The following is a 26481-nucleotide window of genomic DNA, read 5'->3' on the forward strand; positions in this document are numbered from 1 at the left end:
TTGGCGTGATCATCTGCAGGGAGAGTGCCTGTATGAAGTTCCGACCCCTCGGAGTCGCAGTGCTGGCCGGCGGCACGCTCGCCACCCTGGCGGCGCCTCCGGCAATTGCTCTCGACACACCCGTCGTCAATCCACCGAACATCGACCTCCCCGCCGTCGGTCCGCCTGGCGGTCCGGATCTGCCTACTGATCCCGGCGGGCCGGGTCAGCCCGGCGGTCGGGGTGGCCCCGGTTGGCCTGACCGGACCCACAAGCCGATCTTCGATAAGTCAATTTTCGACAAGCCGATCTTCAGGGACGACAAGCCGGGCCATCCGGGCTACCCCGGTGACCCCGGTGACCCCGATGACCCTGGTGATCCGGGTGACCCCGGTGACCCCGGTGATCCGGGTGACCCCGGTGATCCGGGTGATCCGGGCACGCCCTATCCGCCGTCCGCGAGCAGCGAGCCGATCGGGGCCGGCGGGTCGATCGGGGCCGGCGGGTCGATCGGGACTGGTTCCGTCAGCAAGTCCGTGGTGCTCGCTGGTGAGAGCATCATCTTCAGCGGTGGCGGTTTCGTGCCGGGCAGCATCGTTGGGATCACTATCAACGGTGAACCGCGGGGTAGGGCGATCGTGGGCCGCCGTGGCATCTTCAGCCTGCCGTTGAACCTTCCCATCGCCGGCCAGCAGAATCTGGCGGCCAGTGGCAGGGGCCTGCACGGCTACCGCATCGTCAACGACTCGGTCACCGCCATCGGCTTCGGCAAGGACGGCATCGAAGGCCTGCCGTTCGACCCGGGCTGGGTCGCCAACTTCATCGGCACCTTCCTCGACAAGGACGGCAGGCACCACCACCGTCACGACGACGATTCTGATGGCGGTGTCGGCGACGAGGGCTGCTTCGGCGGCTTCGCCGACAAGAACGGCAGGAACGGCAAGGACATCAAGGATGTCAAGGACGACCGGGACAGCAGGGATTTCAAAGACGACCGGGACAGCAGGGATTTCAAAGATGGCCGGGACAGCAGGGATTTCAAAGATGGCCGGGACAGCAGGGATTTCAGGGATGGCCGGGATGGCCTGAGGGAGCCGCAGGCCGCGGCCTTGGATGACGACAAATCGGGCCACAGGGACGGCCACAACGACGGCGACAGGGGCGACGACTGGTTCGCCGACAAGGACAACGACCACGGCGACAGGGACCGCGGCGACAAGGACCGGCACCACGGTCCGACCTGTGTGGCGGCCGGGCTTGGTGTCGGTGTGTTCGGCGCCGGCGCCGGTGCCGGAGCCGGAACCGGACTCGGCGCCGGTGCCGCTACTCCCGGCGGCGGCGCCCTGCCCTTCACCGGTGTCCAGACCGGGGCCATGGCCTCGATCGCCGTCACCCTGCTCGGCGGCGGTGTGCTGCTGCGGGTCGCCGCCCGTCGGCGGCGGACCACGGTTGCCGTCCCCAGCGCTGTCACCCGCACCGAGGCCTGATCCGGCGCCTCACCGCATCTCCTGACCCGGCAGTGCACCGTCGGTCAGCACTGACCGAATATCGGCTGACCACCAGGTGGCCGGCGCGGACCAGTACGACCCGCGCCGGCCACCACCAGGCCCGGCCCGGCGGCAGATTTCAGCGCAATGGATCGAACGGGGTCAGCGCGGCGGCGGGTGTTCCGGTCACGACCGCATCGGCGAGCAGCCGTCCGGTCACCGGGCCCAGCGTGACACCCCACATGCCATGCCCGCCGGCGACGAAGACCCGTGGTGACGAGGTCCGGCCGATCAGCGGCAACCCGTCCGGCGTGCAGGGCCGTGGCCCGACCCATTCGTGGGTGCGAACTTCGAGATCAACACCGGCCAGCAGACCGCGACTGGCCTCCACCACGGCCTGGATCCGCCGCGGGTCCGACGGAGCGTCCGGTCGCCGGAACTCCATCATTCCAGCGATCCGCAGCCCGTCTCCGACCGGCGTACATGCCACCCGGGCCGCCGGAAAGTAGATCGGCCCGCTCGGCGGCTCGGGTGTCGCGACGTGAAAGCTGTACCCGCGCCCGGCCTGCACCGGCACCCGTACCCCGAACGTCCTGGCCAGCCGAGGCAGCCACGCTCCGGTGGCCAACACCACCGCATCGAAGCGCCCACCGCCCGCATGCCCACCGCCCGTGTGCCGGTCCGCTCCAGGCTCGCCGACTGCCCGCCCACCCGTTGCGTCACTGGTGGAAACGTCGAGCGACCCTCCCGAAACATGGCCGCCTGCGCCGTCACCGGTGCCAGCACCAGGCCCATCCAGCAGGTGCACACCGCGTACCTCACCACCGCGTACCTCACCACCGCGTACCTGAACACCGCGTACCTGAACGCCGTGTACCTCGACACCGCTGGCGGACGTGTGCACCGCCTCGACCGCCGTGCGCTCGTGCACGAGTCCACCGCGTTCCCGCACCGCGTCGACGAGCGCGGCCACGTAGCGTCCCGGCTCGCAGAACCGTTGCCCGTGCACCTGGGCAACGTGCCGGACCTGCTCACCCAGCAGAGGTTCAAGGTCGCGAGCGGCGAGCGGATCGAGGATCTCGGCGTCCACCGGCTGCCCCGCCGCACGCACCTCCTCGAGCTCGCGCAGCAGCGCGTCGAGGTCGGCGCGTTCCCGATAGCCGGCAAGGAACGGCGCGGCCGCCCGGGTCGGAGCACTCACGCCACCCGCGGCGAGCAGGTCGAACGCCTCGAGAGCGGTGGTGGTCAACGGGGCGAGCGCCCGCATCGACGCCTGCCAGCGACGGTGCGTACTGTGCCGGACGAACCCGGCCACAAAGCGCGCGAGCCCCGGGTCCGCCACCGGCGGGACGTACACCGGGGAGTCGGAACGCCACAGCACCCGCAGCCCGTAACGCAGAACCGCCGGCTCCGGCAGCGGCGTGGCCAGCCCCGGGGTGAGCCATCCGGCGTTCCCCCAGGACGATCCCGAGCCGGCTGGGTCAGGCCCGGTGGTCAGTGAATCCCGGTCGAAGACCGTGACCCGCACGCCGCGTTCCTGCAGGAACCAGGCCACACACAGCCCGACCATCCCACCGCCCACGACCGCGACCTGATCGGGTGCGCCGGTGTTCCTGGGTGTGCGGGTGTTCCCGGGTGCATCGTGCGCTCCACCATCCACTCGCACCATTGTCCTCCGTTGCCCACATGGAACTCGAGCCTGTCGCACAGTCGTCGTACCCGCGGAGCGCGTGGCAGGCCGTATGGTCGTCGCGGAGAGTGATCTCGAGCTGCGGGCGGGGGCTAGGCGCGATCTATCTCCCGCATCCGTCACCGTCCGTCCGTTCAAGGGGGCGGGTGAGGGAGATCGCCCGGCTGGCGGTGGCGCGGTGGCGCGGTGGGAGATGTGGGCGGTGGGCCCGCGATGCAGGCACGTCTGCCCTGGGGACGACGGAAATGATCGTCCCCAGGGCAGACGTCGGTGCCCTTGTGCATCGCGCGCCGCCGGCCCGCCGATCCGCCGGCCCACCGATCCGGTGAGGCCCCGCCGGCAGCCGGCGAGCGGCAGTCGGCTGGCCCTCACCGGGCCGCGGGGCTACTTGCGGCCGAGGGAGGCGCGCAGGTACTCGCGGTTGAGCGTGGCGATGCTGTCCATCGGGATGCCCTTCGGGCAGGCCACGGTGCACTCGCCGGTGTTGGTGCAGCCACCGAAGCCTTCGGCATCCATCGCCTCGACGATGTTGAGAACGCGTTCGGTGCGCTCGGGGGCGCCCTGCGGCAGGCTGTTGAGATGCGTCACCTTTGCCGAGGCGAACAGCATCGCCGCGCCGTTCGGGCAGGCCGCGACGCAGGCGCCGCAGCCGATGCAGGTGGCGTTGTCGAACGCGGTGTCCGCGATCGGCTTGGGCACCGGGGTGGCGTGCGCCTCGGGGGCGCTTCCGGTGTTGACGCTGATGTAGCCGCCGGCTCGGATGATCCGGTCGAGGCCCGAGCGGTCGACCATCAGGTCCTTGACGACGCCGAACGCGACCGAGCGCCATGGCTCGACGTCGATGACGTCACCGTCGGAGAACTCACGCATGTGCAGCTGGCAGGTGGTGGTCCGCTCGCGCGGCCCGTGCGCCTGCCCGTTGATGACCACGCCACAGGCGCCGCAGATGCCCTCGCGACAGTCGTGGTCGAAGGTCACCGGGTCGTCACCCTCGAGGGTGAGTCGCTCGTTGAGCACATCGAGCAGCTCGAGGAAGGACATGTCCGGGTTGGCGTCCGGCACCTCGTAGGCCACCATGCGGCCGGGTTCGGCCGGGCCGGCCTGGCGCCAGATCCGCAGGGTGAGCTTCACGTTCCGCTCCTTGCGCTGTCGCTGTCGTGATCGGATAGGAAATCGGCTAGGAAGCCGTGCAGGAAGGGAGAGCCCGTCGCTGCTGTCACGTCGCGGGTCCCTGCCTCACGCGTCGTTGGCCTCACGCGTAGTTGCGCTGGGCGAGGTGGACGTAGTCGAAGGTCAGGTTCTCCCGGTGCAGGGTCGGCTGCTCGCCGGTGCCGTTGAATTCCCAGGCTGCGGCGTAGGCGAAGCGGTCGTCGTCGCGGCGGGCCTCACCGTCGGGTGTCTGGCTCTCCACCCGGAAGTGACCGCCGCAGGACTCCTCGCGGTGCAGCGCGTCGACGCACATGAGCTCGCCGAGCTCGAGGAAGTCCGAGACCCGGTTGGCCCGCTCGAGGCTCTGGTTGACCTGGTTGCCGTTGCCGGGCACCTTCACCGAGCGCCAGAACTCCTCGCGCAGTTCCGGCAGACGGCCGAGTGCCTTGCGCAGGCCGTCCTCGCTGCGGGCCATGCCGCACTCGTCCCACATGATCTCGCCGAGCTCGCGGTGGAACGAGTCCGCCGTGCGCTCGCCGTTGACCGAGAGCAGCTTGGTAAGTCGGCCGGTCGCCTCGTTGACGGTCTCGACGACGTCCGGGTGCGCCTCGGTGACCTTGTCGAACTTGTTGGACGCGATGTAGTTGCCGAGCATGGGCGGCAGCACGAAATAGCCGTCGGCCAGGCCCTGCATGAGGGCGCTCGCGCCGAGCCGGTTCGCGCCGTGGTCGGAGAAGTTCGCCTCGCCGACGACGAAGCAACCCGGAATGGTGCTCTGCAGGTCGTAGTCCACCCACAGGCCGCCCATCGTGTAGTGGACGGCGGGGTAGATCCGCATGGGAACCTTGTACGGGTCCTCGCCGGTAATGCGGTCGTACATCTCGAACAGGTTGCCGTACTTCTCGCGGACCTTGTCCTCACCGAGGCGCCGGATGGCGTCGGCGAAGTCGAGGAAGACGCCGAGACCGCCAGGGCCGACGCCGCGGCCGAGGTCGCACTGGTTCTTCGCGGCGCGCGAGGCGATGTCGCGGGGTACCAGGTTACCGAATCCCGGGTAGATCCGCTCGAGGTAGTAGTCGCGTTCGGCCTCGGGAATCTGGTCGGGGGAGCGGGTGTCGCCGGCGTTTTTCGGTACCCAGATCCGGCCGTCGTTACGCAGCGACTCACTCATCAGGGTGAGCTTCGACTGGTAGTCACCGGAACGCGGAATGCAGGTCGGGTGAATCTGCGTGTAGCACGGATTACCGAAGTACGCGCCGCGCCGGTGCGCCCGCCAGATGGCACTCGTGTTCGAGTTCTTGGCGTTCGTCGACAGGTAGAACACGTTGCCGTAGCCGCCGGTGGCGAGCACGACCGCGTCCGCAAGGTATGTGGAGATCTGCCCGGTGACCAGGTCGCGGGCGACGATGCCACGCGCGCGGCCGTCGACCACGATCAGGTCGAGCATCTCGGTGCGCTCGTGCATCTCGACGTTGCCGGCGTCGATCTGGCGCGAGAGCGCCTGGTAGGCGCCGATCAGCAGCTGCTGCCCCGTCTGGCCCCGGGCGTAGAAGGTCCGGGCGACCTGCACACCACCGAACGAGCGGGTGTCGAGCAGACCGCTGTACTCGCGGGCGAACGGCACGCCCTGCGCCACGCACTGGTCGATGATCTGCGTGGACGTCTGCGCCAGCCGGTAGACGTTGGACTCCCGGGCACGGAAGTCACCGCCCTTGACCGTGTCGTAGAACAGCCGGTAGACGGAGTCGCCGTCGTTGCGGTAGTTCTTCGCCGCGTTGATGCCACCCTGCGCGGCGATGGAGTGCGCGCGCCGCGGCGAGTCCTGGTAGCAGAACTGGATGACGTTATAGCCCTGCTCGGCCAGGGTGGCGCCGGCGGCGCCACCGGCGAGACCGGTGCCCACGATGATGACGGAGTGGCGGCGGCGGTTGGCCGGGTTGACGAGCTTGGCGTCGAAGCGGCGCTTGTCCCAGCGCTGCTCGATCGGGACGTCCGGGGCGCACGTGTCGGCGATGTCGTCGCCGAGCTTGTAGAACGTCATGTCAGCCTTCTTCTCAGTCCACCAGGCCGGCGAGGACTGCCACCGGAACGATCAGGAATCCCACGGTGAGCAGCACGGCCAGTCCTGTGGCCAGCCCACGGACGGCGCGGTCACGGCTCGGTCGATTCAGCCCCAGGGTCTGCGCCGCACTCCAGAAACCATGCTGGATATGCAGTCCCAGGCAGATCATCGCGACGATGTAGATCGCGGTGACCCACCACACACTGAAACTGGACACCACGTTGTCGTAGGCGGCGCCTTCGACACCATGGCGGTTCAGCGTGAGCGTGGTGAAGTCGAGGATGTGGTAGATGATGAACAACGCCAGCGTGATGCCGCCGTAACGCATGACATGCGTAGCGTAACCGGCCTGGGCCCTTTGGTGGTGCGCGTATTTGGTGGGTCGGGCCTTGAGATCACGTCGGCTGAGCTGGTACGCGGATGTCGCATGCAGGACAACGGCCAGGAGGAGGACGAAGCGCTGGATCCACAGATACCATGCTCCGTGTAGGACCGGTTCCCCGATCGTGCGGAGCCAGCCGGCATAGTGATCGAAGTCATCTCGGCCATAGAAGATCTTCAGGTTCCCGAGCATGTGAACGATCAGGAACAGCAGCATCAGCAGGCCGGTGACGGCCATCACGGTCTTCTTGCCGATCGTTGAACGCCAGAAGTTCAACGGGGCGAAGGAGGACCGTGCGGGACGCGCTGGGCGTGCTGGCGGCGCCGGTCGCGTCGGAGTTGTTACAGCCACGCCCGCACCCTAGGACCGCAGCCACCAGAGGTCCAAGACATGATAAAGCTGGAGTCCATAGCCGGGCCCTATGAAGGTCTACGCTGGCGGATGTGCAGCTCCACCAGCTCGCCTATTTCGTCGCCGTCGCCGAGACCCGGCATTTCACCCGGGCCGCGCAGCGCATGCATGTGGCGCAACCCTCACTGTCCCAGCAGGTTCGGTCACTCGAACAGGAGTTGGGAGCACCACTGTTCAACCGCGCCCGCGGCAACATCAGCCTGACCGCCGCCGGCGAAACGCTCCTTCCGCTCGCTCGTCGTATCCTCACCGACACGGAGACGGCCCGCCAGCGAGTCCACGAGCTGCTGGACCTGCGCCACGGCACCGTCCGCCTCGGCGCCACCCCCAGCCTGTGCACCGGCTTCCTGCCCGACGTCCTGCGCCTGTTCCACCAGCGCTACCCCGGCATCCGCCTGCTCGTCGAGGAGGGCGGCTCCCGCGACCTCGTCCACGACCTCGCCGGCGGCGACCTCGACCTCGCACTGATCATCCTGCCGCTGCAGAGCTCCGACCCGGCCCTGGTCACCTCGCCGCTGATCCGCGAGAGCCTGGTGCTGGTGACGTCCCGGGACGAGCCACCGGTGGTGACTGGACGTCCACTATACGTGTCTGATCTGCGGGATCGTCCGTTGGTGATGTTCCGTCGGGGTTATGACCTGCGCGAAGCCACCGTGTCGGCGTGTCGGGAGGCCGGCTTCGAACCGATCTTCGCCATCGAGGGCGGCGAGATGGACGCCGTGCTCGGCTTCGTCGCCGCCGGCCTCGGTAGCGCCGTCATCCCGAGCATGGTGGCGCGCCGGCTGGGCATGCGCGTCACCCCGTTCTCCCCGCCTGGGCTACAGCGCACCATCGGACTGGCCCGAAGGCGCGACGTCGAGCCCACCCGAGCCGCCGTCGAACTCCAGCGCGCCCTGTGGGAATACCTCCGCGACGCCGCCACCACCAACAACCTCCCCGACGGCACCCGCCTCCTACGCGACCCGGAGTCCGACGCCCCGCCCGGTGTCGCCTCGCCCGGCGACCCCCAGCCTGGTGTCGCCTCGCCTGGTGTCGCCTCGCCTGGTGTCGCCTCGCCTGGTGTCGCCTCGCCCGGTGTCGCCCCGCCCGGCGACCCCCAGCCTGGTGTCGCCCCGCCTGGTGTCGCCGGTGACCTTGTCGTCCCCGCCGCGGACTGCCCGTCCTCCGCCGGCCAATTCGGGGGGGTGCCCGTCACGACCGGCCCGCCTGGTACCCACTCTGGACGACCCCCGGCCCGCCCCTGGTGATTTCAGCCCTGCGGGCAGGTCCCTGCGCCGATAGCCACTGCGGCCGCCGATCCGGCCCCGCCACGCCGATGACCAGACGCTCAGCCACGCCACCCATCGTCCCACTGGCGGGAACCTCAACCCATGATCGATACGTAACGCAGCCAGTCACCGAGCAAGATCCTCCTATGTAGGTCGCCGTGGGGGGCAAATCGGACACCAAAGCCCCCACAACGACCTGTTTGGATCTAGAGCCGGAAGCCTCCGTCACGGAGGGTGGCATTTGCTGTCGGGGATCTCCCTGACGGGCCTGCGGGCGGCCAGTTTGTTGGGGTGGTCGGGGATGTAAACCGCGCCGGTCGCGAGACGGTCGTTGGTCGGATCCCCTCACGATTGCCTCGCCCCCGGTCCTGAGCTCCTCGAGCCCTGACGGCCCGAGCGGTCGCGGATCCGCTCAGCCGGCGAGGCCGGCGGAGGCCAGGGGAGGCCAGGGGAGGCCAGGGGAGTCCGGCGGAGGCCAGGGGAGGCCAGGCCGGAAATGCGCATCGTCTGATGGAACCGCCGCCGTCAAGGCTGTGGTCCGATCGGACCCGGCCCGCCGACGGGCGCGCCATCGGAGCAAGGGCCTTCCGTCTGCCCGTGTGGGCGGGCCCCTACCGGGCGGCACGGCGAAATGCCACAGCGGGCACCGATAGGCTGGTGGCATGGCGCTCACGGCCCTCACGGTGGAGAGGTACAGGTGTTCGAGCGCCGCCAGACGCTCGAGTTGCGGCCCGTCACCGTGCTGTTGGGGCGGAACAACTCCGGTAAGAGCGCGCTTGCCAGGCTGCCGGTTTTCCTCGAGACAGGTCTGCGGACCGACTCCGAAGCGCCGCTGGAGCCCGAGGCCGTGGATTTTGACATTGCTGACGCCTTCACCGACCTCATCTACGGCCAGCGACCACACGGTAAGGTCACCTTCGGGCTCCGTCTGGACAGCGCGGAACGGGGCCTCCTCGAAATAGAGGCAAGCGTCCAGAACATTGACGAGTTCCGGCTCCAGGTGGTCAGCGACTTCCAGGTGCGAATGCCGAATCAGGGCGCCGATTTCGCTTTGACCTGGAACATTGACAACCCGACCCGGCCGACCTGGAGTTACTCCGGGCCGGAGTCTCTCGCCTCGACGATCGGCGACCCGGTCTTTCGAGGTCTCCTGCCGCGACCTCGTTCAACCGTCCCCCTCTCGGAGTCGAAGCCATGGCTACGCCGCCTGAGCCTGGCATCTAGAGAGTATCCGACGATCAGATATGTCGGCCCTTTCCGTGACCGTCCGCAAAGATACTATCGTCTGCCGTCGCGTGCACCTGGTGCCGTTGGGGTGGTCGGTGAAAATGCCCCGCACATCCTGGCGGACGACGTTATTCGCGGGAACTCCGGACTACTTACCGCCGTGAACGACTATCTTCGCCGAGAACTGCCCGGGTGGTCGCTTGACGTCACCCCGAACACCAATCTTTTCTCGCTGGTACTTGCCTCGGCCACGGATCCGGCCATACGCGTGAATCTTGCCGACACGGGCACCGAACTCGCCCAGGTCCTGCCCATCCTCGTCCAGCGGACAATGGACGCGATCCGCTCGCCGGGCGAGGAAGTCCTTGAAGTGGTGGAACAACCCGAACTGCACCTGCACCCCGCAGCGCACGCCGCCCTGGCTGACCTTTATCTGTCCGGAGCGCAAAACGGACGTTGCCGTTTTCTCATTGAGACCCACAGCGAGACATTTGTTCTCCGCCTGCGTCGCCGGGTGGCTCAGGGCGACGTCTCACCGGACATGATCGCGCTGTACTTCGTGGAGCACGACGGAACCTCCGCGACGCTACGTCGTATCGACCTGGACGAGCTCGGAAACGTGGCGAACTGGCCTGACGGCGTCTTTTCGGAGGACTACGTCGAAGCACGTGCCCTCGTCGCTGCCCAGATCGAGCGGACCTGACCACGTCATGCGTGTACTGACCGATCCCGACGTCTTCCTCGACGACGAGCTGTTCGAACCGTTGGTACGGTTCATGAGCATGGTGGTGGAAGGTCGCCATCAGTGGGATATTGATCAGTCGAGCGAGCGGCAGGCCGCCGAGTACTTCGAACGACACGCGCCGCTGAGAGCCCCGACCTACCACCAGATCGCGCAGAAGAGCGCGACGGACGCCGTGTACCGGCCGCCGGGACGGGCGAACAGGCCTATGATCACCCGGAGAACGGCGCCTGGCGTCGTGGACGACCTCGGTCGGCCCGCGCTGGTGGTCCTCGAAAACCAGGAATCGGATGGTACGTTCCTCCGGTCCGTTTTTCGCGCGTTCGATCGACGTGACCTTCTCGAGGCACTTGCCCGAAACTGGCTTGTCCTCCGGCACGCAGGTGGCGGTGGCGTCATGTATCAAAAGATCGCCTTACAGGGTGCGGGCGAGTTCTCGTCGGTTGTGCGTGTGTGCGGCTTCCTTGACAGCGACAGCCTGCATGCGGGAAGTCGCACCAAGGGGCATACCGTCGCCGAGCAACTGGAATCGGCCAGGATTTCGGTGCTGGTACTCTCGCTTCGAGAGGTGGAGAATTATATTCCACTGGCAGCACTTGCCGGCTTTCGTGCCGATGCTGTCTTCAGTCGCGCGGTTGCTATCTCGCGCGATGAAGAAATTTGCTGGGGGAGAGGGAGTTCCGGACGGCTGCGACGAGAGGGCGCGTCCTTTCCCGGACCGCTTCGACATGCGAAGCGCCCGTATACGGACTTATCTCCTCTGGGAACTCAGGGAGTACCCTCGCCGTCTCGGTGCGAACGGACAACCCTTTGTGGCAGCCGACGTCCTGGCCAGGTCGGACACGGGCGCCTATCGCCATATCGTGACGACAGATGTCGGTGATCGCCCCGAGCGCGGTCCCGCCAACCGGATCATCCTGCCGACGCCACGTGGCCTGTCGGTGCGTAGGGCGCTACTCAATCTGGCGTCGATGGATCCCGGTGAGGGCCTGCAGAGCCATGCGATTCCGGAAAGCGCGGTCGAACGGCTGCGTGCGGGAGACGATGCCGGTTTCCTTCGAGAGCGGAAGAAATACCTGGTCGCAGGCGAGCAGGATTTCATTCTTGCGCAGGGCCTGGTTCTGGCGGACACGACGGTCGGGGAACCGGAGATCGACACCGAGTAGCGTGCCGGGCGTTCATACAGAGAACGACGCCCATGAGACGGCACGTGACTGAACCTCGCCCGCAACCGGTCGGCCTGACCTCGCGACAGCCAAGGCCGCGGGTGCGCGGCCAGACCCACCGACCTCGGCTTCGGCGTGACCGGTGGCCGCGACCGTGGCCGCGGTGCCCCTGAGTGGTCGAGGGATGCGACGCGGCCAGTGATCGGGGCTGAGATCTGGGCGGCGGGCCGGGCTGGGACGACGGGGGTCCACTTGGGCAGCGGCAGTGCCTGTCGCCATCCACAGGCGCTCGAGGCTGACGTGTCCATCCGCGGCGCCGTCTTCGCCGTTATGATCAAGATTCGTTGATCGCCATTGGTCTGGTGATCGCGGGGGAGGTTGTGGGGGCCGGTGGCTGCCCAGACGGGTGAAGCGGACGGTTGCATGTGTACTGATGTTTCCGTCCGTGTTGAACCCTGGTCATCTCGGGCTGTGAGCGTCGCCACGGACGCCGTCGGGACATGGCGTCTACGCAGGAGGGCGTCGTAGGGATGCGGCGCCTTCTCACAGGGATGCCGTCGTGACAACGGCGTCCGCGAAGAGGAGACGTATGTCAGTGGACCGTCGACAGATGCTGGCCAGCGCGGGGACCGTCGGCTTTGGCTTTGCCTTGTCGGGGGCGGTGGACGCGGTGTTCGGGGGAGTGGCCAACGCGGGCACCCCGGCGGCGTTCAAGGGGTATGGGGAGCTCGTCGCCGACCCCAAGGGAGTCATTGACCTGCCGAAGGGGTTCCGTTACGCGGTGTTTTCGCGGGCAGGCAAGGACACGCTGAACGGCGGCGGCCTCGTGCCGGCCGCACATGACGGGATGCGGGCATTCCCGGCGGGGCTGGGGCGCAGTGTGCTGGTGCGTAACCACGAACTCTCGCCGGGGACGACCGACCCGACGGTGCCGCAGCGCAAGGGGCTGGTGTACGACCCGGCCGCGCCCGGCGGGACGACCACACTCTCCGTCGCGGAGGACCGGCTGCTCAGCCATGTGCCGAGCCTGGCCGGCACGTACCGTAACTGCGCCGGCGGCGGGACGCCGTGGAACACCTGGCTGTCCTGCGAGGAGACCGAGGCGACCCCGACGTCCGAGGCGGGGCTGACGAAGAAGCACGGCTACGTCTTCGAGGTCGACCCGTTCGGCCGGCTGCGCGACTCGGCCCCCGTGCCGCTGACCGCGCTCGGGCGGTTTCCGCACGAGGCCGTCGCCGTCGACCCGGCGGACGGCACCCTCTACCTGACCGAGGACGCCGCGAAGCCCTATGGCCTGGTGTACCGGTTCCGGCCGCGCAGGCCGCTCGGCGGGCCGGGCAGCCTGCGGGCCGGCGGGAAGCTGCAGGCCCTGCAGGTGCCGGATGTGCGCGACCTGTCCGCCGTCGTGAAACTCGGCACGAAGCTCTCCGTCACCTGGGTGGACGTCCCTGACCCGGACGCCGCCACCGTTTCGGTGCGCGCCCAGATCGCGGACGCGAAGGTCACCCGCGTCCCGAAGGCCGAGGGAATCTACTGGTCGCGGGGTCGCATCTACATCGTCTCCAGCTACGCGAAGAAGTCCGCAGGTGCCGCGCTGGACCACTCGGGCCAGGTGTGGCGGTTCGACCCGAAGCGCTCCACCCTCGAGCTTGTGCTGCGGCTCGCGGTTGGCGGGCGGTTCGACGGGCCCGACAACATCACCATTTCGCCGTTCGGCGGCATTGTGCTGTGCGAGGACGGCGACGGGGAGAACTACCTGGTCGCGCCCTCCGCGGACGGCACACCGTACCCGCTGGCCCGTAACGCGGGAAGCGACAGTGAATGGGCGGGTGCGACTTTCTCCGCCGACGGAAAATGGCTCTACGCGAACGTTCAGGGCGACGGGCTGACGGTTGCCATCACCGGCCCCTGGTGGCGCGGCTGAGGGGCCCTCCATCCCCTCCCTCGTCCGCGACAGGCTGCGGGTGCAGGGTGACAGAATGTTGACCATTGGCCCGGCTGTTACTGGTAGGTGATGAGGTCCGGCGGGGGCGTGAGGGTCAGCGCCTCGGCCGGGCTGAAGATGTTCGTGTCCTGGGTGAGGAACAGCTTCACTCCGGTGAAGAACGGTGGCCCGGCGTGCAGCAGGGCGTACTTCTCCAGCTTGTCCTGCCGGGCGCCGAACCCGTCGATGTGGAAGACCGTGGCCAGTTCCGGGCGGGCCACGATGTTCGCCCGGTCCGGCAGCATCGACTGGGTGAACTGGTGCACGACGAACAGTTTCTGCGGTAGCCGACGCGCGGTGACGAGGCCGGCGAGCCAGGCCGACACCTCGTTGATGTCGGCCGCGTCGCTGCTGCCGATCTGACGGCCGGGAACCTGGCCCGGGCCCATCTTCCATTCCGGGTCCAGGGCAAGCCCGACATCGGGTTCCCGGAGGAAACGCTCATACCGTTTCGCCTGGTCAAGGAATCGCCCGCGGCCCGGCTGCAGATCCAGGATGAGCAGTATCCGGTGCGCCCGCGCGGCGTTCAGATACGGCTCGACGGAGTCGTCGGCCAGCATGTTGCTGTAGAGCCCGTCCGGGCCCGGCGCCGCTGCGGCGACGGTGGTGATCAGCTCCATCGCCGGCTGCACCGGGTGGTCGCCCGCGCCGAACGGTGCAGCCGCGGCCAGCACCCGCTCGGCTGCCTGCTCGGGTGTCCCCTCGCCGAGCACGCCGAGCGCCCCACCGCCGACCGATCCGTAGTGCGCCACGATCCGGTAGTGCGGCAGTAGCGTGCGCCCACCCATCGGCTCCTGGGACGTTCCCGGTCCGCCGCCCGTCCCGGCGGTCCCCGGATCGTCGCCGCGCCGCGCGGTCCCGCGGGACCGTCGGTCGGCTCCGGTCCCGGTCCCGGTCCCGGTCCCGGTTTCGGTGCCTGGGCTCCGGGACGGCGACCCTGGTCCCGTCGTCGATGTGTGCGGTCGCCCGCCGGTGCCGGCCGCCGATGCGCGCGTCGCGTCCGCGGCTGCCGTGGGCGCGTCGTTCCCGCATCCCGTCCACAGCAGCATGGCGACGCTGACCAGCAGCGTCCCCCCTAGCCACGGCCTCCTGGCCGCGGGTCCCGGCCGGGCTGCCGGAGGCTGGGCCGGGGCAGGTTGGGCGGCGGGAGGCGCCGGCCGAGATGGTGCCCGTCGCCGGCAGGACGCCGTCGCGGGCCGGCTCGAGCCACGTTGATCGACCATGCCGGCGCTACTACCCGCGAATCGATGCATCACCACCTTTGCGGCGTGCAACCAGCACAAGGAGGACAAGGGCCCTGGCGGGAGCGCGAGCTTGGCCTCCCCCGCAGGGCGGGTGCTTCCGCTCGATGATCTCTTCGGTGGTCCAGCCGCGACCGACGGGAATGGCGACGGCAACCCCGGCAATGGCAACGGGGGCGGCGACCACTGCGGCGGCTTCGACGGCAATGGTGACGTCGACGGACATCGTTTGCGGCGCGCCGAGAGGTCCACGAGTGCTTTGTATCAGATACCTGAATCTGTTCTTCGTTATTTCTGTGCCTGGCTTTCCTGGTTGACGATCGATCGCTTGACGATACTTTCCGTGTCTGCCGATGAGGTCGGTGTTGTCCTCCTGTCCGCGCGGCCTTTTTCTTATTCCTCCGGCCTGGTGCGGTACCGCTCTTGTTGGCTAGACTTCGCCCAGGCAGTCGGAGATCGGACGTTTAGGCGACGAGGGACTGTGATGCGGGGACGGATGTCGGCGCGCGGTTCGCGTGAGCCGGTGACGGTTACCGGCGATGGCGGCGGTACGGGAGCCATCGATTCCAAGAATGCTGGAGGAGATATGAACAATGTCGATATCGCGCTGAAGGAGACGCTGGAGATCGGTGGTGCGCTCGGAGTCGCGCTCGTCGACTTCACCAGCGGCATGACCCTGGGCACGGCCGGTAACCCGCACTCGCTCGACCTTGAGATCGCGGCGGCGGGAAACACCGAGGTCATCCGGGCGAAGCTGCGCACGATGGAGAGCCTCGGTATGCAGGACACCATCGAGGACATGCTGATCAGCCTTGGTCGCCAGTATCACCTCATCCGACTCCTGCAGAGTCATTCCGGCCGGGGCCTGTTTCTCTATCTCGTCCTGGACAAGAACCGGGCGAACCTGGCCCTGGCCCGCCACCGCCTGCGTTCCATCGAGTCCCAGCTCGACGTCTGACGTCCATCGGTCCCTCCACTCGGGTCGTCGGATGGCCGTCCGACGGTCTCCGTCTCGGTGCCTTGGTCGGTTGCCGGCTGGGAGCCGGTCGAGCGCCGAACGGGCAGACTGGGAGTCGACAAGCTCTCGGTAGGCCGAGGAGGTGCCATGGCGCCATCGACCGGACAGTCGTCGACCGGATCCTCGGCGACGGGATCGTCAGCGTCTGGATCGTCAGCGTCTGGATCGTCGTCCTCGCGGATGGGTGGGCCGACGCTGCGGGTTCGGGGGGCCGTACTCGTCGGTCCAGACGAGGTCGTCGACGAGGTGTGGGTCATGGGCGGACGGGTCAGCTTCTCGGCGCCGACCGGCGACGCGGCCCGCGATGTCCGGACCGTGTCCGGTTGGGCTCTCCCCGGGCTGGTGGATGCCCACTGCCACGTCGGTCTGGACGGGCACGGCGCCGTTGACAAGCCCACCACCGAGGAGCAGATTCTCGCCGATCGTGCGGCCGGCGCACTACTGCTGCGCGACGCCGGGTCGCCGGCCGACACCCGATGGATCGATGGGCGTCCCGACCTGCCCCATCTCATCCGCGCCGGCCGGCACATCGCGCGGACCCGCCGCTACATCCGTAACTATGCGGCGGAGGTCGAGCCAGACGACCTCGTCGCCGAGGTGATCACTCAGTCGCGGCGGGGCGACGGTTGGATCAAGATCGTCGGCGACTGGATCGATCGTGATCATGGCGATCTGGCTGCCTGCTGGCCCATGGACGCTGCCAAGGCCGCCATCGACGCCGCGCACGCCGCCGGCGCCCGGGTCACCGCCCACTGCTTCGCCGAGGCCGCCCTCGCGGACCTCGTCGAGGCGGGCATCGACTGCATCGAACATGCGACCGGGCTCACCACGGACACCATTCCCCTGTTCGCCGAGCGCGGCGTCGCGATCGTCCCCACCCTGGTCAACATCGCCACGTTCGAGAACATCGCGCGCAGTGCCGAGGCCAGGTTCCCGGCCTACGCCGCGCACATGCGCGCCCTGCATGCTCGCCGGTACGACACGATCGGCGCCGCCCACGACGCGGGAATTCCCATCTACGTCGGCACCGATGCCGGCGGCAGCCTGCCTCACGGCCTGGTCGCGGACGAGGTCGCCGAACTGCGCCGTGCCGGTCTGTCCGTGACGGCGGCGTTGTCCGCAGCCACCTGGTCCGCCCGCGCGTGGCTCGGCCACCCTGCTCTGACCGAGGGTGCCCCTGCCGACCTCGTCCTTTACCCCGCCGACCCCCGCACCGATCTCGCGGTCCTCGCCACCCCGGACCTCGTCGTCCTGCGTGGGCGCCCCGTCGCTCCCTGAGTTCGATGTGGAGTCGCTGCCTGCGATTGGTTACCGGGCGAGCGGGTCCGCAGGGCGGTCTGGTCTGGCGACGGGCGGAGCTGCCTGGTCAGAGCTGCCTGGTCAGAGCTTGGTGCCGAAGACCTGTGTCCAGTAGGTGCCGTATTCACCACCGACGGCGTGGCCGACGCCGATCTCCCGCAGCTGCGGCAAAAGGATGTTCGCCCGGTGACCGGGGCTGTTCATCCAGCCCGAGACGACCTCCTGCGCGGAGGTCTGACCGGCGGCGATGTTCTCCGCGACGCGCGAGTAGCGGTAACCGAGCGCGGTCACCCGATCCGAGACCGTCCGACCATCCGGACTGGTATGCGCGAAGAACCCGCGCCGCGCCATGTCCGCGCTGTGACCGTCAGCGGCGGCGGTCAGCACCGGATCGACGCTGAGCGGCAGGAGCCCGGCCTGCTGCCGTTCGACGTTTGTCAGCGTGACGACCTGGGCAAGCATCGGCGCGAGCCCGTCGCCGCCGGGCGGAGTGGCCCCACCGTGCCATGCCGGTGAGGCACTGGACCGGGGCGGGAGGGGGACGGGTGGAGGGGGCGCCTGCGCCGGGTCGGCTGCTTGCGGGGGTGTGAAAGGCGGCGCGGGCGCGAGCGGGCGTACGGGTGGTGTCGGCGGCGTGGGTGGCGTCGGGGCTGCGGGTGGCGACGCGGCGGGTGGGTGGGACCCCTGTCCCTCATCGCTGATCACGACGCCGAAGTCGCGTGCCACGCCGGCAAGGCCGTCGGCGTAGCCCTGGCCGACGGCGCGGACCTTCCAGTCCTGGCCACGCCGGTAGACCTCGGCCAGGGTGAGCACGGTCTCGCGGGACAGCGACGACGGCGTGAAATGCACCAGCAGTGTTCCGCGCAGGTTGTGCAGGGTCACGACGGGCGGCGGCAACCGGCCGAAAGGGGTGGAGCCGTCCTCCGGACTGGCTACGAGCACGACGCGCTCGGCGCCGGGACGCAGGGCCGCCGGGTCGATGGTGATCTCCGCGCCGGCCAGTGTGACGCCGGGGGTTCGTGGCTGGTTGTAGAAGACGAAGTCGTCGTCTCCCTGTACCTTGCCGTTCGCCGAGATCACCAGGGCACAGAGGTCGAACGGACCGCGCAGGCGCACCAGGACAGGGCCCGGCGGCAACGCTGAGTTCGCCCCGGGCACCAGCTCTGTCATCTGCCCCACTTCCGTCCGCCGGATCCGGCAGGCACCGTATCCGTCCTATCTAGGTGTACCGGGTGACGAGCGTCATCACCATCCCCGGTCCGGGCGCCGGCACATCGCCACTCCGGCCCGCCTGGGCGATGTGGCGTCAGACCGGATGGCGCGCCGACAGCCAGGATCCGGCCCGCTCTCGATCCAGCCCGCGGCGGGGGGCGGCTGTCCGGCGTGATGGCCCGTGCGGGCTGGGATGGAGTCGTGCCGCCCAAAGGCCTGTGGCCCGTGCGGGCTGGGATGGACCGTGCAAACCAAGGCCTGTGGCCCGTGCGGGCTGGAATGGCGCGATTGTGGGCCCCACCTGCGGTGACAGTTGTGGACGGTTTGCTTGCCTTGCTTGATCGGAGAGCCGTAGCGTCTCGTCCGTTGCCGTAATCGGGGATCCGGGTCTTCGACGGCCTGGCCCGGACTGGCCACCCCGATCGGGCGCGATCAGACCTGATCTGGCGCGATTGGGCTGGGCCGGTGGCGGCGGTAGGGGGGAACCGCCCAGGGATGACGGTAGGGCGCGGCCGGCGGGCCTGCGTCCGGAGCAGATGTGGACCGGTCGTGGACGACGTCATGGGTTTCGCCCTGCTCAGCCTCGGGTCAGGTGCGCTGTACGCGCTGGTCGCGGCAGGAGTCGTGGTCATCGCGCGCGGGGCCGGGGTGCTCAACATGGCCCAGGGCGCGCTGGTCGCCTGGTCGGCCTATGCCCTGCACGGAATGCATGGCCCATGGGGGCTGCCCCTGCCCTTGGCCGCGGTGCTGGCCATCGCCTCGACGTCTGCGATCGGTGTTGCCTTCCACGTTCTGGTCATGCGTCCACTGCGTGCGGCGACGGCGTTGCTGCGGCTGATGGCGACACTCGGACTGCTGATCATTCTGGAGTCGTCGCTGACACTGATGTTTGCCGGTGCCGTGCGGACGTCGCCCACGGTTCTCCCGGGTGGCAGCGTGAAGCTTGCCGGCACCGAGATCGACGTCAGTGTGTTCGTCCGACTTGGCGCGGTTGCCGCGCTCATTGGGGCGTTGTGGGTGGTGTTTCGGTTCACCACGCTCGGGCTCGCCGCGACTGCCGCCACCGAGAATCCGCAGGCCGCAGCCACGTTCGGCTGGTCGGTAGACGCGCTGGCCGCGGCGGCCTGGGGGGTCGGCGCGGGCCTGGCGGGCCTCGCGGGGGTGTTGCTGGCTCCCTTGCAGAACCCGTTGTCCTCGACGAATCTGCTGCTGCTGATCGTGCCGGCACTGGCTGTGGCCCTGATCGGCCGGTTCCATTCCTTTCCCGTCGTGTTCGTCGGTGGACTCGCCCTCGGCCTGGTCGAGGTGGAGACGCAGTACGAGCTGGTCGCGCACCACCCGTTCTGGCGGGGCGTCGACCGGGCGATCCCGCTCGCGGTCATCGTCTTTTACCTGGCGGTACGTGGCCGCGGCCTGCCCGAGCGGGGGCATGTCGCCGAACGCCAGCCGGTGCTCGGCAGCGGACGGGTCCATCCTCGTGCGCTTGCCGTGCTGCTGGCGGCGACGCTCGCCATCACCTGGTGGGTGCTGCCTACCGACTGGGTGGACGCGCTGGACGCCAACGCTCTGTGGGCACTGATCATCCTGTCGGTGGTGGTGCTGGTCGGATTCACCGGGCAGCTCTCCCTCGGTCAACTCGCCTTCTCCGGAATCGCGGCGCTGATCGCCGGCCGGCTCGTGGCGACCCGCGGCTGGCCGCTGGAGGCAGCGATGGCCGTCGGCGTCGCGGGGACGGCGCTGGTCGGCGTGCTGTTTGCGTTGCCGGCGCTACGCACGCGGGGACTGCAGCTCGCCGTGGTCACCCTCGGCCTCGGCGCGGCCGTCGACGCGCTGCTGTTCCAGCGGGGCTACCATTCGCCACCCCCCGAACGTGCTGGTGGGCTCGGTTCCCTGTTCGGTGACCTGGCCCGTCCGGAGGGGACGGTCGTCGGCCATCAGCGTTTTCTGGGCATCCGATTGGATCCGCTCAACAATCCACGCGGTTTCGCAACCCTCTCGGTGGTTGCGTTCATCCTTGTCGCGCTTGCCGTGGCGAACCTGCGCCGGGGCCGGGCCGGGCGTCGACTCATCGCGGTGCGGACCAATGAACGGGCCGCGGCGGCGCTGGGCATCAGCGTTGTCGGCGCCAAGCTGTACGCGTTCGCGCTCTCGGCGGCGATCGCCGGTTTCGGTGGCGTGCTCTACGCGTTCTACGTGTTCGGGGAGAACGGCAACATCGACTACGGTCACGGGGATTTCTCGCCGTTCCCGTCGATCCAGCTCATCTCCTACGCGGTAGTCGGCGGAGTTGGCTGGGTCAGCGGCTCCTTCGCCGGCGCGCTGCTCGTGCCCGGAGCCCTGCTGGCCCGGTTGGGGGTCGCCGTCGGTGGCTGGCTTGCCCGCCTCGGATGGCTGCTACGGGTCATCCTCGCCACCATCGGTGGACTGCTGGGTCTGGCCGCAACGTCGAAACTTCAGCGTGATCCCCGCACGGCGTACCGCCTGGGCCAAACGCACCGCCTGGTCGGGCCATCCGCCCGCCGATGGCTGCCCTGGCTTGGCGCTGTTGCCGTCGCCGCTGTCGCTGCCCTGCTCGGCGGCGTGATGCGGCATGTACTGACCCATCCTGACCGGTACGTTCCGCTGATCGGTGGGATCATCCTCGTTGTCGTCCTGTCGCGGTCCGGCGGTGGGATGGCGCCGGAGAACGCCCGTGCCGCCGGCCTGCTCTACGACCGGTTCGTACCCCACGCCGCGGACCGCCGACGCCGTGCCGACACCCTCCGTCTGGACCGTGCTCTCGGCCCCGCTCTGGCGCCGATCAGTGCCGCTGTGGCCATCCCTGGCCCACCCGGCCCACGTGCGGCCGGGCCTACTCCGATGGGGCGGGGTCCGACTGACCCTGCCCCGACCGCCCCTGCCCCGACCAGCTCCGCTCCGAGCGAGTCTGGCCAGAATGGTCCGGTTCCGAATGGTCTGGGCCCGGCTGCCTCCGCCGTGGTCAGTTCTGCCCCCTCCACCCCAGTGCTGGCGAGGCTCGAGGGCATCGGGATCCGAAACCTGGTCCGAAGGGGGGAGCCGGCGACGTTGTCGGTGCAGGGGCTCACCGTCCGGTTCGGCGGGGTGGCTGCGGTACGTGGCGTCGATCTGCGAGTCGAACCGGGCCAGGTGGTCGGGATGATCGGACCTAACGGTGCAGGCAAGACCACTGTCATCGACGCGATCACCGGCTACTCGTCCTCGACGGCCCGATCGATGACGCTGGGGGACGTTCACCTGGAGCGCCTGTCCGCCCATCGCCGGGCCCGTGCGGGTGTCAGCCGCTCGTTCCAGAACCTCGAGCTGTTCGAGGACCTCACCGTCCTGGAGAACATTCAGGCCGCCAGCGACCAGCGCGACGGCGCCGCCTATCTCACCGACCTGTTCTTCCCGCGGTCACGCCCGCTACCAGCGCCAGCGCTCGCTGCCATTGGCGCCTTCGGCCTACGCGACGACCTGCTGCGTACTGTCTCCGACCTGCCCTATGGGCGCCGCCGTCTGCTGGCGATCGCTCGCGCCGTCGCCGCCGGCCCCGGGGTGCTGCTGCTCGACGAGCCCTGTGCCGGCCTCGACGAGTCCGAAAGTGCCGAGGTCGCGGCACTGCTGCGTCGGCTCGCCGACGACTGGGGGCTCGGCATCCTGCTCAACGAGCATGACATGGATGTGATCATGGAAGTGTGTGACCGGGTCGTGGTGCTCGACGCCGGCGAGCTCATTGCCGAGGGATCGCCCGCCCAGGTCGCCGCCAATCCCCGGGTCCGCACGGCCTACCTCGGTGATGCGGATCCCGAAACACCATCCGCACGTCCGCCGGCGCCGGCGGTGTCATCGCCAGTTCGCGCGGAACAGCGCTGATGCTCAGGGGTGTGCCGCGGAACCACCGTGTCATGCGGAAGCGGTATTGCGCGGCTGGACCAGCCTGCTGCCGCTGGCCGCGAGGTCCGGCAGGCCCGGCTCGCCGGGTGGCCCGGCATTGCGGCAAAGCGGAGGAGCGGCCTGACAACGGGGCGGCCTGACAATACGGGGCGGCGTGTGGTGCGGCGCGACGAGGGAGCGGCGTGAACGAGAAGACGTCTCGCAATGGCGGCGCCGGGGACGGGGGAAACGCCCGGGACGGCGCTGACAGGGTGCGCCGGGAGGGACGGCCGGTGGCGCTGGCGGCCTGTGGGCTGTCCGCGGGCTATGGTGCCGGACCGGTCGTGCGTGATCTGAACTTGGAGGTCCGGGCGGGGGAGGTGGTCACCCTGCTTGGCCCGAACGGGGCAGGCAAGACAACGACGCTGCTGGCCTTGGCCGGTGCACTGGTCCCGATGGGCGGTGCGGTGCATGTCGACGGGAAGATCTCGCGGGCTCCCCTGCACGAGCGGGCCAGGCACGGACTGAGCCTGGTGCCCGAAGAACGCTCGGTCGTGATGAGCCTGACCGTGCGCCAAAATCTGCGGGTCGGACGGTGCGATCCCGACCGTGCGCTTGAGGTGTTCCCCGAGCTCGCCGAACATCTCGACCGCCGGGCCGGCCTGCTCTCCGGCGGTCAGCAGCAGATGGTCGCCCTCGCCCGGGCTCTCGCACGCCAACCCACGGTGCTGCTGGCCGACGAGCTCTCCCTCGGCCTCGCCCCCCAGGCGGTCCAGCGTCTGCTCGGCGCCGTGCGCGCCGCGGCCGACGCCGGACTCGCCGTCGTCCTCGTCGAACAGCACGTGCGCAGCGCCCTCGCGATCGCCGACCGGGTCTATGTCCTGCGGCACGGGACCATCGCCTGGTCCGGAACCGCCGCCGAGGCGGACGCCGGCCGCGAACATCTCCTCGACGCCTACCTCCCGCTCGGCGTCCGCTGACGGCCAGTGACGCCGCCCAGGCAGTGACGCCGCCCCGGCATCGTCGCGGCGGAAGTGGGATGGCCCACCGGAGTGGGCCATCCGGGTCACATGGGAGGTCAGGAGGAGGCGCGACGGAGGATGTCGAGGCCGTTGTAGGTCTCGGGGCCGAGCGGGACGAAGGACTTCGACGCGCTGTCCCAGCGGGAGCCGCGCATGGTTGTGTTGAAGATGCGTTCCGCGCCGGGGATCGGGAGGGTGGTCGTCAGATCGAGCGGGGGGACGATGCCGCCGAGGTCCAGGTGCTTGGTCTTGTTCAGCGCGGTGAGCAGGTTCTTCGCGGTCAGGTCGCCAGACACCTGGTTGCCGACCTTCTCGGCGATCTGCACCGACAGCCAGGCATCCGTCGTGCTGGTGCTGGCACGCAGTGCTGGAGCCGCGCCGGCGTCACCTGCTGTCTGCTCAGCGTCGAGTTCGCGCAGCATCCGGGCGACCTCGGGGAACTGGCTGGCCTGGCTGAGTTCGGGGAACGCGGTGGCGACGACCAGGCGGTCGGCGGCGGTCCCGAGGGTGGCCAGGAACTTCGGCGACAGGGTTCCACCAGCGTGGCAGGTACGCACCTGCTGGCCGGACTTCGAGATGACGGCGTAGGCCGCCTGATCGAAGACGACGAGGACCACACCGTCCGCGCCGGATCGGGACAGCTGGGTGATCGTCGGCGCGAAGTCACTGGTCGTGATCGGAATCCGGATCTTGGGGTCGATCGGATGGCCCGTGGCCTTACCCCCCGCGACGGCCATGGTGATCAGGCGGTCGCTCGCGCTCAGGTCGTAACCGACCAGGCCGATGTGGCGGGCTCCGGACTTGGCGAGCAGCGCCGGGCACACCGCGGGGTAGAGCGTCAGCGGGCTGATGACGAAGCTGATCGGCGAGCTGAGTTCGGAGCCATCCGCCGAGATGCCGGCCGAACCGATCGACGGAATACCCGCCTTCTCGAGAATCGGCATGATTCCGCCGGTGCCACTGATCTCACCGACGACCGCGAGGACATGGTCGTCCACCGCCTGTTGGGCGCACTTCTTCGCGGTGGCGGCGTCGTTACGCTCATTGCAGTATTCGAGGGTGACCGGGTGCCCGCCGATCCCACCGCGGGCATTGACGCCGCGGACGGCGGCCTTCGCGGCGGCGACCATCTCGGGATAGTTGGTGCCGGCGGTCCCGGTCGGCGCAATGATCATCAGCTTGGTCGGGCTGCCCTTCGCCGCGTCGCCGCCGGAGCCGTTGCCTGCTGCGGTGCCGGAGCCGCTGCCCGCGCCGGCGCTCCCCGAGGCCGAGCTGCCGCCGCATCCGGCCAGTGTCGCCGCGAGCGCGGCGGCCACCGCCGTCACGGCGAACCTGCCCAGCCCGAATCGTCGTCGCACCCTGCCGCCTCCTCATCCATGCCAGAGCCGTGCCAACCCCGTACGGCGAACCCGAACCGCGCCTGCTCGCGTCGCTCCGCAGGCACATCCCGAGATCACGCCCCCGGACCACCAGAGGATCCCGCCCGGGCTACCTCGGTACTCCATACGGAGGGCCAGAAGCCCCGCTTCGGGCTACGGAGAGCACCACAGGTGCTGCACAAACGCTGCCTGATGGCACAGTCGGGCCACGTTGCGGGGTCTTCTGGCTGGGCAGTCCGGGTGAGCCTCACCGGAGGATGGAACGGGGAGTGCCGCCGGGTCAGGCAACCGTAGACCGGCCCGGATCATCCCTGATCGGTGGGGTGACCGCCGACGCCTGCCCGGCCTGACCAGCGGCTCCGGGCGGCGCTTTGTGGCCGATATTCATCGCATAACGGACAGTCCCTGCCTTGGCGTCTCGCGGACGTGGCCGCATGATGTTGCTTTTACCCCTGAAGGCTTGCGCAAGGGCTGCGTGCTGGCGTCGAGAGGTCGGAGTTGCGATCTGTGACGGAGATCCCTTGGCTGCGAGAGCCGAAGATCCAAGTAGGTCGTCGTGGGGGCTTTGGTGTCCGATATGCCCCCCACGGCGACCTGGGTAGCGGGATCTTGCCTGCCGGGCGACTGCGGAACGTGGCGACGACCTTCTGGTTGATGGGTCAGGAGCCCCGGGGGGACGGGTGTTGGGCGGGGCGGTGGCACGTCGGCAGGGCAATGGCGGGCGAGTGGGTGCCCGGGCCCGGGGCAGGATCGAGGGCCAAGGCCAAGGCCAAGGCCAAGACCAAGGTCAAGGCCAAGGGCTGGCGGCGGGGGAGGTCAGATGACCTGGGACCAGGCGTAGGTGAAGCCCATGATCTGATCGACGAGATTCTCCAGTGCCGTGGCGGTGGCCTGGTCGCTCAGGCGGCCTTCCGAGTCGACCGCGCCGGGGTGGGCGGTGGGGCTCGGCTGGGTAGAGGTGTCGTAGATCACACCCTGGGGGGTGGGCCAGCCGCGCAGCGAGTGCACAGTCGTGCGCAGGGCGCCCAGGGTGGTTGTCGCCGCTCGGGCGTCGGACGCGGTGACGATGAGACCGACCGGCCGGCCGTCGAGATGTGGGCGGGGAGCGCCGTGCAGGTCGTCGAGATAGTCCAACGCGTTGCTGACCAGCCCGGAGATCCGGCCGTGCTGCGCAGCGGTGGCGATGACCAGGGCGTCACACTGTTCGACGGCGGCGAGCAGGCGCAGCGCTGCCGCGCTCCGCTCGGGGCGCTCGGGGGCGTACATCGGCAGGTCCAGCTCGGCGGGGCCGAACAGCATGGTCTCGGCTCCGGCTTGGGCCATCGTGGCCAGGGTGGTGGCCAGCAGCCACTGGGTGAACGAGTGGATCTGGGTGGTGCCGCCGATCCCGACGATCATCGGGCGTCGGCGTCGCGTCCGCACCACGCCCGGACCGCCGATGGGCATCCCGTCCAACCCTGCGGGAGGCAGTTCGCCAAAGCTGCCGGGGCTCCCCACCTCAAGACCGCCGGGGAAACTCTGGCCAGGATTGCGGGACGACGCCGCACTGGCGCTGTCGGGGTGGATGGCGCTGGTGCTGGCGCGGCGAGAGATGCGCGTGGGCAGGGAATGAGGCGCCTCGGGCGCGGTCCGTGGATCAACCTCGCCAGCCTGCTCGCCGGGCCCGCTGCCGGACCACCCCGTGCCGTACGAATCCCCCACGACCCCTCCTCGGTCCTGTGCCTGTGGTGCCCGTGCCTGTGGTGCCGTGCCGGTTGTGCCCGCGCGTGTCCGCCGTAGCTGCCCCGGTCGTACCTGCCTTGCTGGTGCAAGCTGATGTGCCCTTTTAAATCCGGACAGTCTCTATTAGGTTGATCTACGCGGCGGGCTGCTTTTTCAGGTATTCGTCGT

17 protein-coding genes are annotated in these 26481 nt (G+C 69.0%); 9 read left to right on the top strand and 8 right to left on the bottom strand.

The genetic code is table 11. From position 1 onward, the window contains the following. Positions 1-32 precede the first annotated feature (32 nt). Positions 33-1466, top strand: coding sequence for a hypothetical protein (locus MXD95_RS04505; RefSeq protein WP_250639245.1), 1434 nt, complete (start codon positions 33-35; stop codon positions 1464-1466). 139 nt (positions 1467-1605) lie between these two features. Here MXD95_RS04505 and MXD95_RS04510 read toward each other — a convergent pair whose 3' ends face one another. From MXD95_RS04510 to MXD95_RS04525, 4 genes are all read right to left on the bottom strand, one after another. Next, positions 1606-3036, bottom strand: a complete 1431-nt coding sequence (locus tag MXD95_RS04510) for an FAD-dependent oxidoreductase (RefSeq protein WP_250639264.1) — start codon at positions 3034-3036, stop codon at positions 1606-1608. A 504-nt stretch (positions 3037-3540) separates the two neighbouring features. Next, positions 3541-4287 carry a succinate dehydrogenase/fumarate reductase iron-sulfur subunit gene (locus MXD95_RS04515; RefSeq protein ID WP_250639246.1) on the bottom strand — a complete coding sequence of 249 codons (747 nt, stop codon included), beginning with the start codon at positions 4285-4287 and terminating at the stop codon, positions 3541-3543. Positions 4288-4408: 121 nt separating this feature from the next. After that, positions 4409-6346 (bottom strand): fumarate reductase/succinate dehydrogenase flavoprotein subunit, encoded by a 1938-nt coding sequence (locus tag MXD95_RS04520; protein ID WP_250639247.1) that lies wholly within the window; start codon positions 6344-6346, stop codon positions 4409-4411. A 13-nt stretch (positions 6347-6359) separates the two neighbouring features. After that, positions 6360-7025 carry a succinate dehydrogenase cytochrome b subunit gene (locus tag MXD95_RS04525; RefSeq protein ID WP_374121962.1) on the bottom strand — a complete coding sequence of 222 codons (666 nt, stop codon included), beginning with the start codon at positions 7023-7025 and terminating at the stop codon, positions 6360-6362. A 167-nt stretch (positions 7026-7192) separates the two neighbouring features. Between MXD95_RS04525 and MXD95_RS04530 the strand changes: the two genes are divergently transcribed. The 4 genes from MXD95_RS04530 (at position 7193) to MXD95_RS04545 (ending at position 13487) form a co-directional block, all read left to right on the top strand. Beyond that, the gene (locus MXD95_RS04530) at positions 7193-8407 is read left to right on the top strand and encodes a LysR family transcriptional regulator (RefSeq protein WP_250639249.1); all 1215 of its coding nucleotides are present in this window, start codon (positions 7193-7195) and stop codon (positions 8405-8407) included. A gap of 718 nt (positions 8408-9125) precedes the next feature. Continuing rightward, complete coding sequence (locus MXD95_RS28815; RefSeq protein ID WP_250639250.1) at positions 9126-10358, top strand: AAA family ATPase; 1233 nt, start codon at positions 9126-9128, stop codon at positions 10356-10358. Between the two features lie 851 nt (positions 10359-11209). After that, on the top strand, positions 11210-11563 hold the full coding sequence (locus MXD95_RS04540; RefSeq protein ID WP_250639251.1) for a hypothetical protein: 354 nt from the start codon (positions 11210-11212) through the stop codon (positions 11561-11563). A 589-nt stretch (positions 11564-12152) separates the two neighbouring features. Then, positions 12153-13487, top strand: coding sequence for an alkaline phosphatase PhoX (locus MXD95_RS04545; protein ID WP_250639252.1), 1335 nt, complete (start codon positions 12153-12155; stop codon positions 13485-13487). A 77-nt stretch (positions 13488-13564) separates the two neighbouring features. Here the strand turns inward: MXD95_RS04545 and MXD95_RS04550 are convergent, their stop codons facing one another. Then, positions 13565-14335 carry a hypothetical protein gene (locus MXD95_RS04550; RefSeq protein ID WP_250639253.1) on the bottom strand — a complete coding sequence of 257 codons (771 nt, stop codon included), beginning with the start codon at positions 14333-14335 and terminating at the stop codon, positions 13565-13567. 1039 nt (positions 14336-15374) lie between these two features. On the opposite strand from MXD95_RS04550, the gene MXD95_RS04555 reads away from it, so the two are divergent. Together MXD95_RS04555 and MXD95_RS04560 are read left to right on the top strand one after the other, a co-directional pair. Continuing rightward, complete coding sequence (locus MXD95_RS04555; protein ID WP_250639265.1) at positions 15375-15746, top strand: hypothetical protein; 372 nt, start codon at positions 15375-15377, stop codon at positions 15744-15746. A gap of 240 nt (positions 15747-15986) precedes the next feature. Further along, positions 15987-17084, top strand: a complete 1098-nt coding sequence (locus MXD95_RS04560) for an amidohydrolase family protein (RefSeq protein ID WP_250639254.1) — start codon at positions 15987-15989, stop codon at positions 17082-17084. Positions 17085-17186: 102 nt separating this feature from the next. On the opposite strand, the gene MXD95_RS04565 is transcribed toward MXD95_RS04560, so the two are convergent. Beyond that, entirely contained in the window at positions 17187-18275 is a 1089-nt protein-coding gene (locus tag MXD95_RS04565; protein ID WP_250639255.1) for a CAP domain-containing protein, read from the bottom strand. Positions 18276-18866: 591 nt separating this feature from the next. Between MXD95_RS04565 and MXD95_RS04570 the strand changes: the two genes are divergently transcribed. Together MXD95_RS04570 and MXD95_RS04575 are read left to right on the top strand one after the other, a co-directional pair. Beyond that, positions 18867-22190 (top strand): ABC transporter permease subunit, encoded by a 3324-nt coding sequence (locus MXD95_RS04570; protein ID WP_250639256.1) that lies wholly within the window; start codon positions 18867-18869, stop codon positions 22188-22190. 272 nt (positions 22191-22462) lie between these two features. Next, positions 22463-23170 (top strand): ABC transporter ATP-binding protein, encoded by a 708-nt coding sequence (locus MXD95_RS04575; RefSeq protein ID WP_250639266.1) that lies wholly within the window; start codon positions 22463-22465, stop codon positions 23168-23170. A gap of 98 nt (positions 23171-23268) precedes the next feature. Here the strand turns inward: MXD95_RS04575 and MXD95_RS04580 are convergent, their stop codons facing one another. Then, positions 23269-24570, bottom strand: coding sequence for an ABC transporter substrate-binding protein (locus tag MXD95_RS04580; protein WP_250639257.1), 1302 nt, complete (start codon positions 24568-24570; stop codon positions 23269-23271). An 837-nt stretch (positions 24571-25407) separates the two neighbouring features. Then, positions 25408-26292, bottom strand: coding sequence for an NADPH-dependent FMN reductase (locus tag MXD95_RS04585; protein WP_250639258.1), 885 nt, complete (start codon positions 26290-26292; stop codon positions 25408-25410). Positions 26293-26481: the final 189 nt, after the last annotated feature.

This window comes from Frankia sp. AiPa1 (assembly GCF_023243075.1).
Classification (GTDB): domain Bacteria; phylum Actinomycetota; class Actinomycetes; order Frankiales; family Frankiaceae; genus Frankia.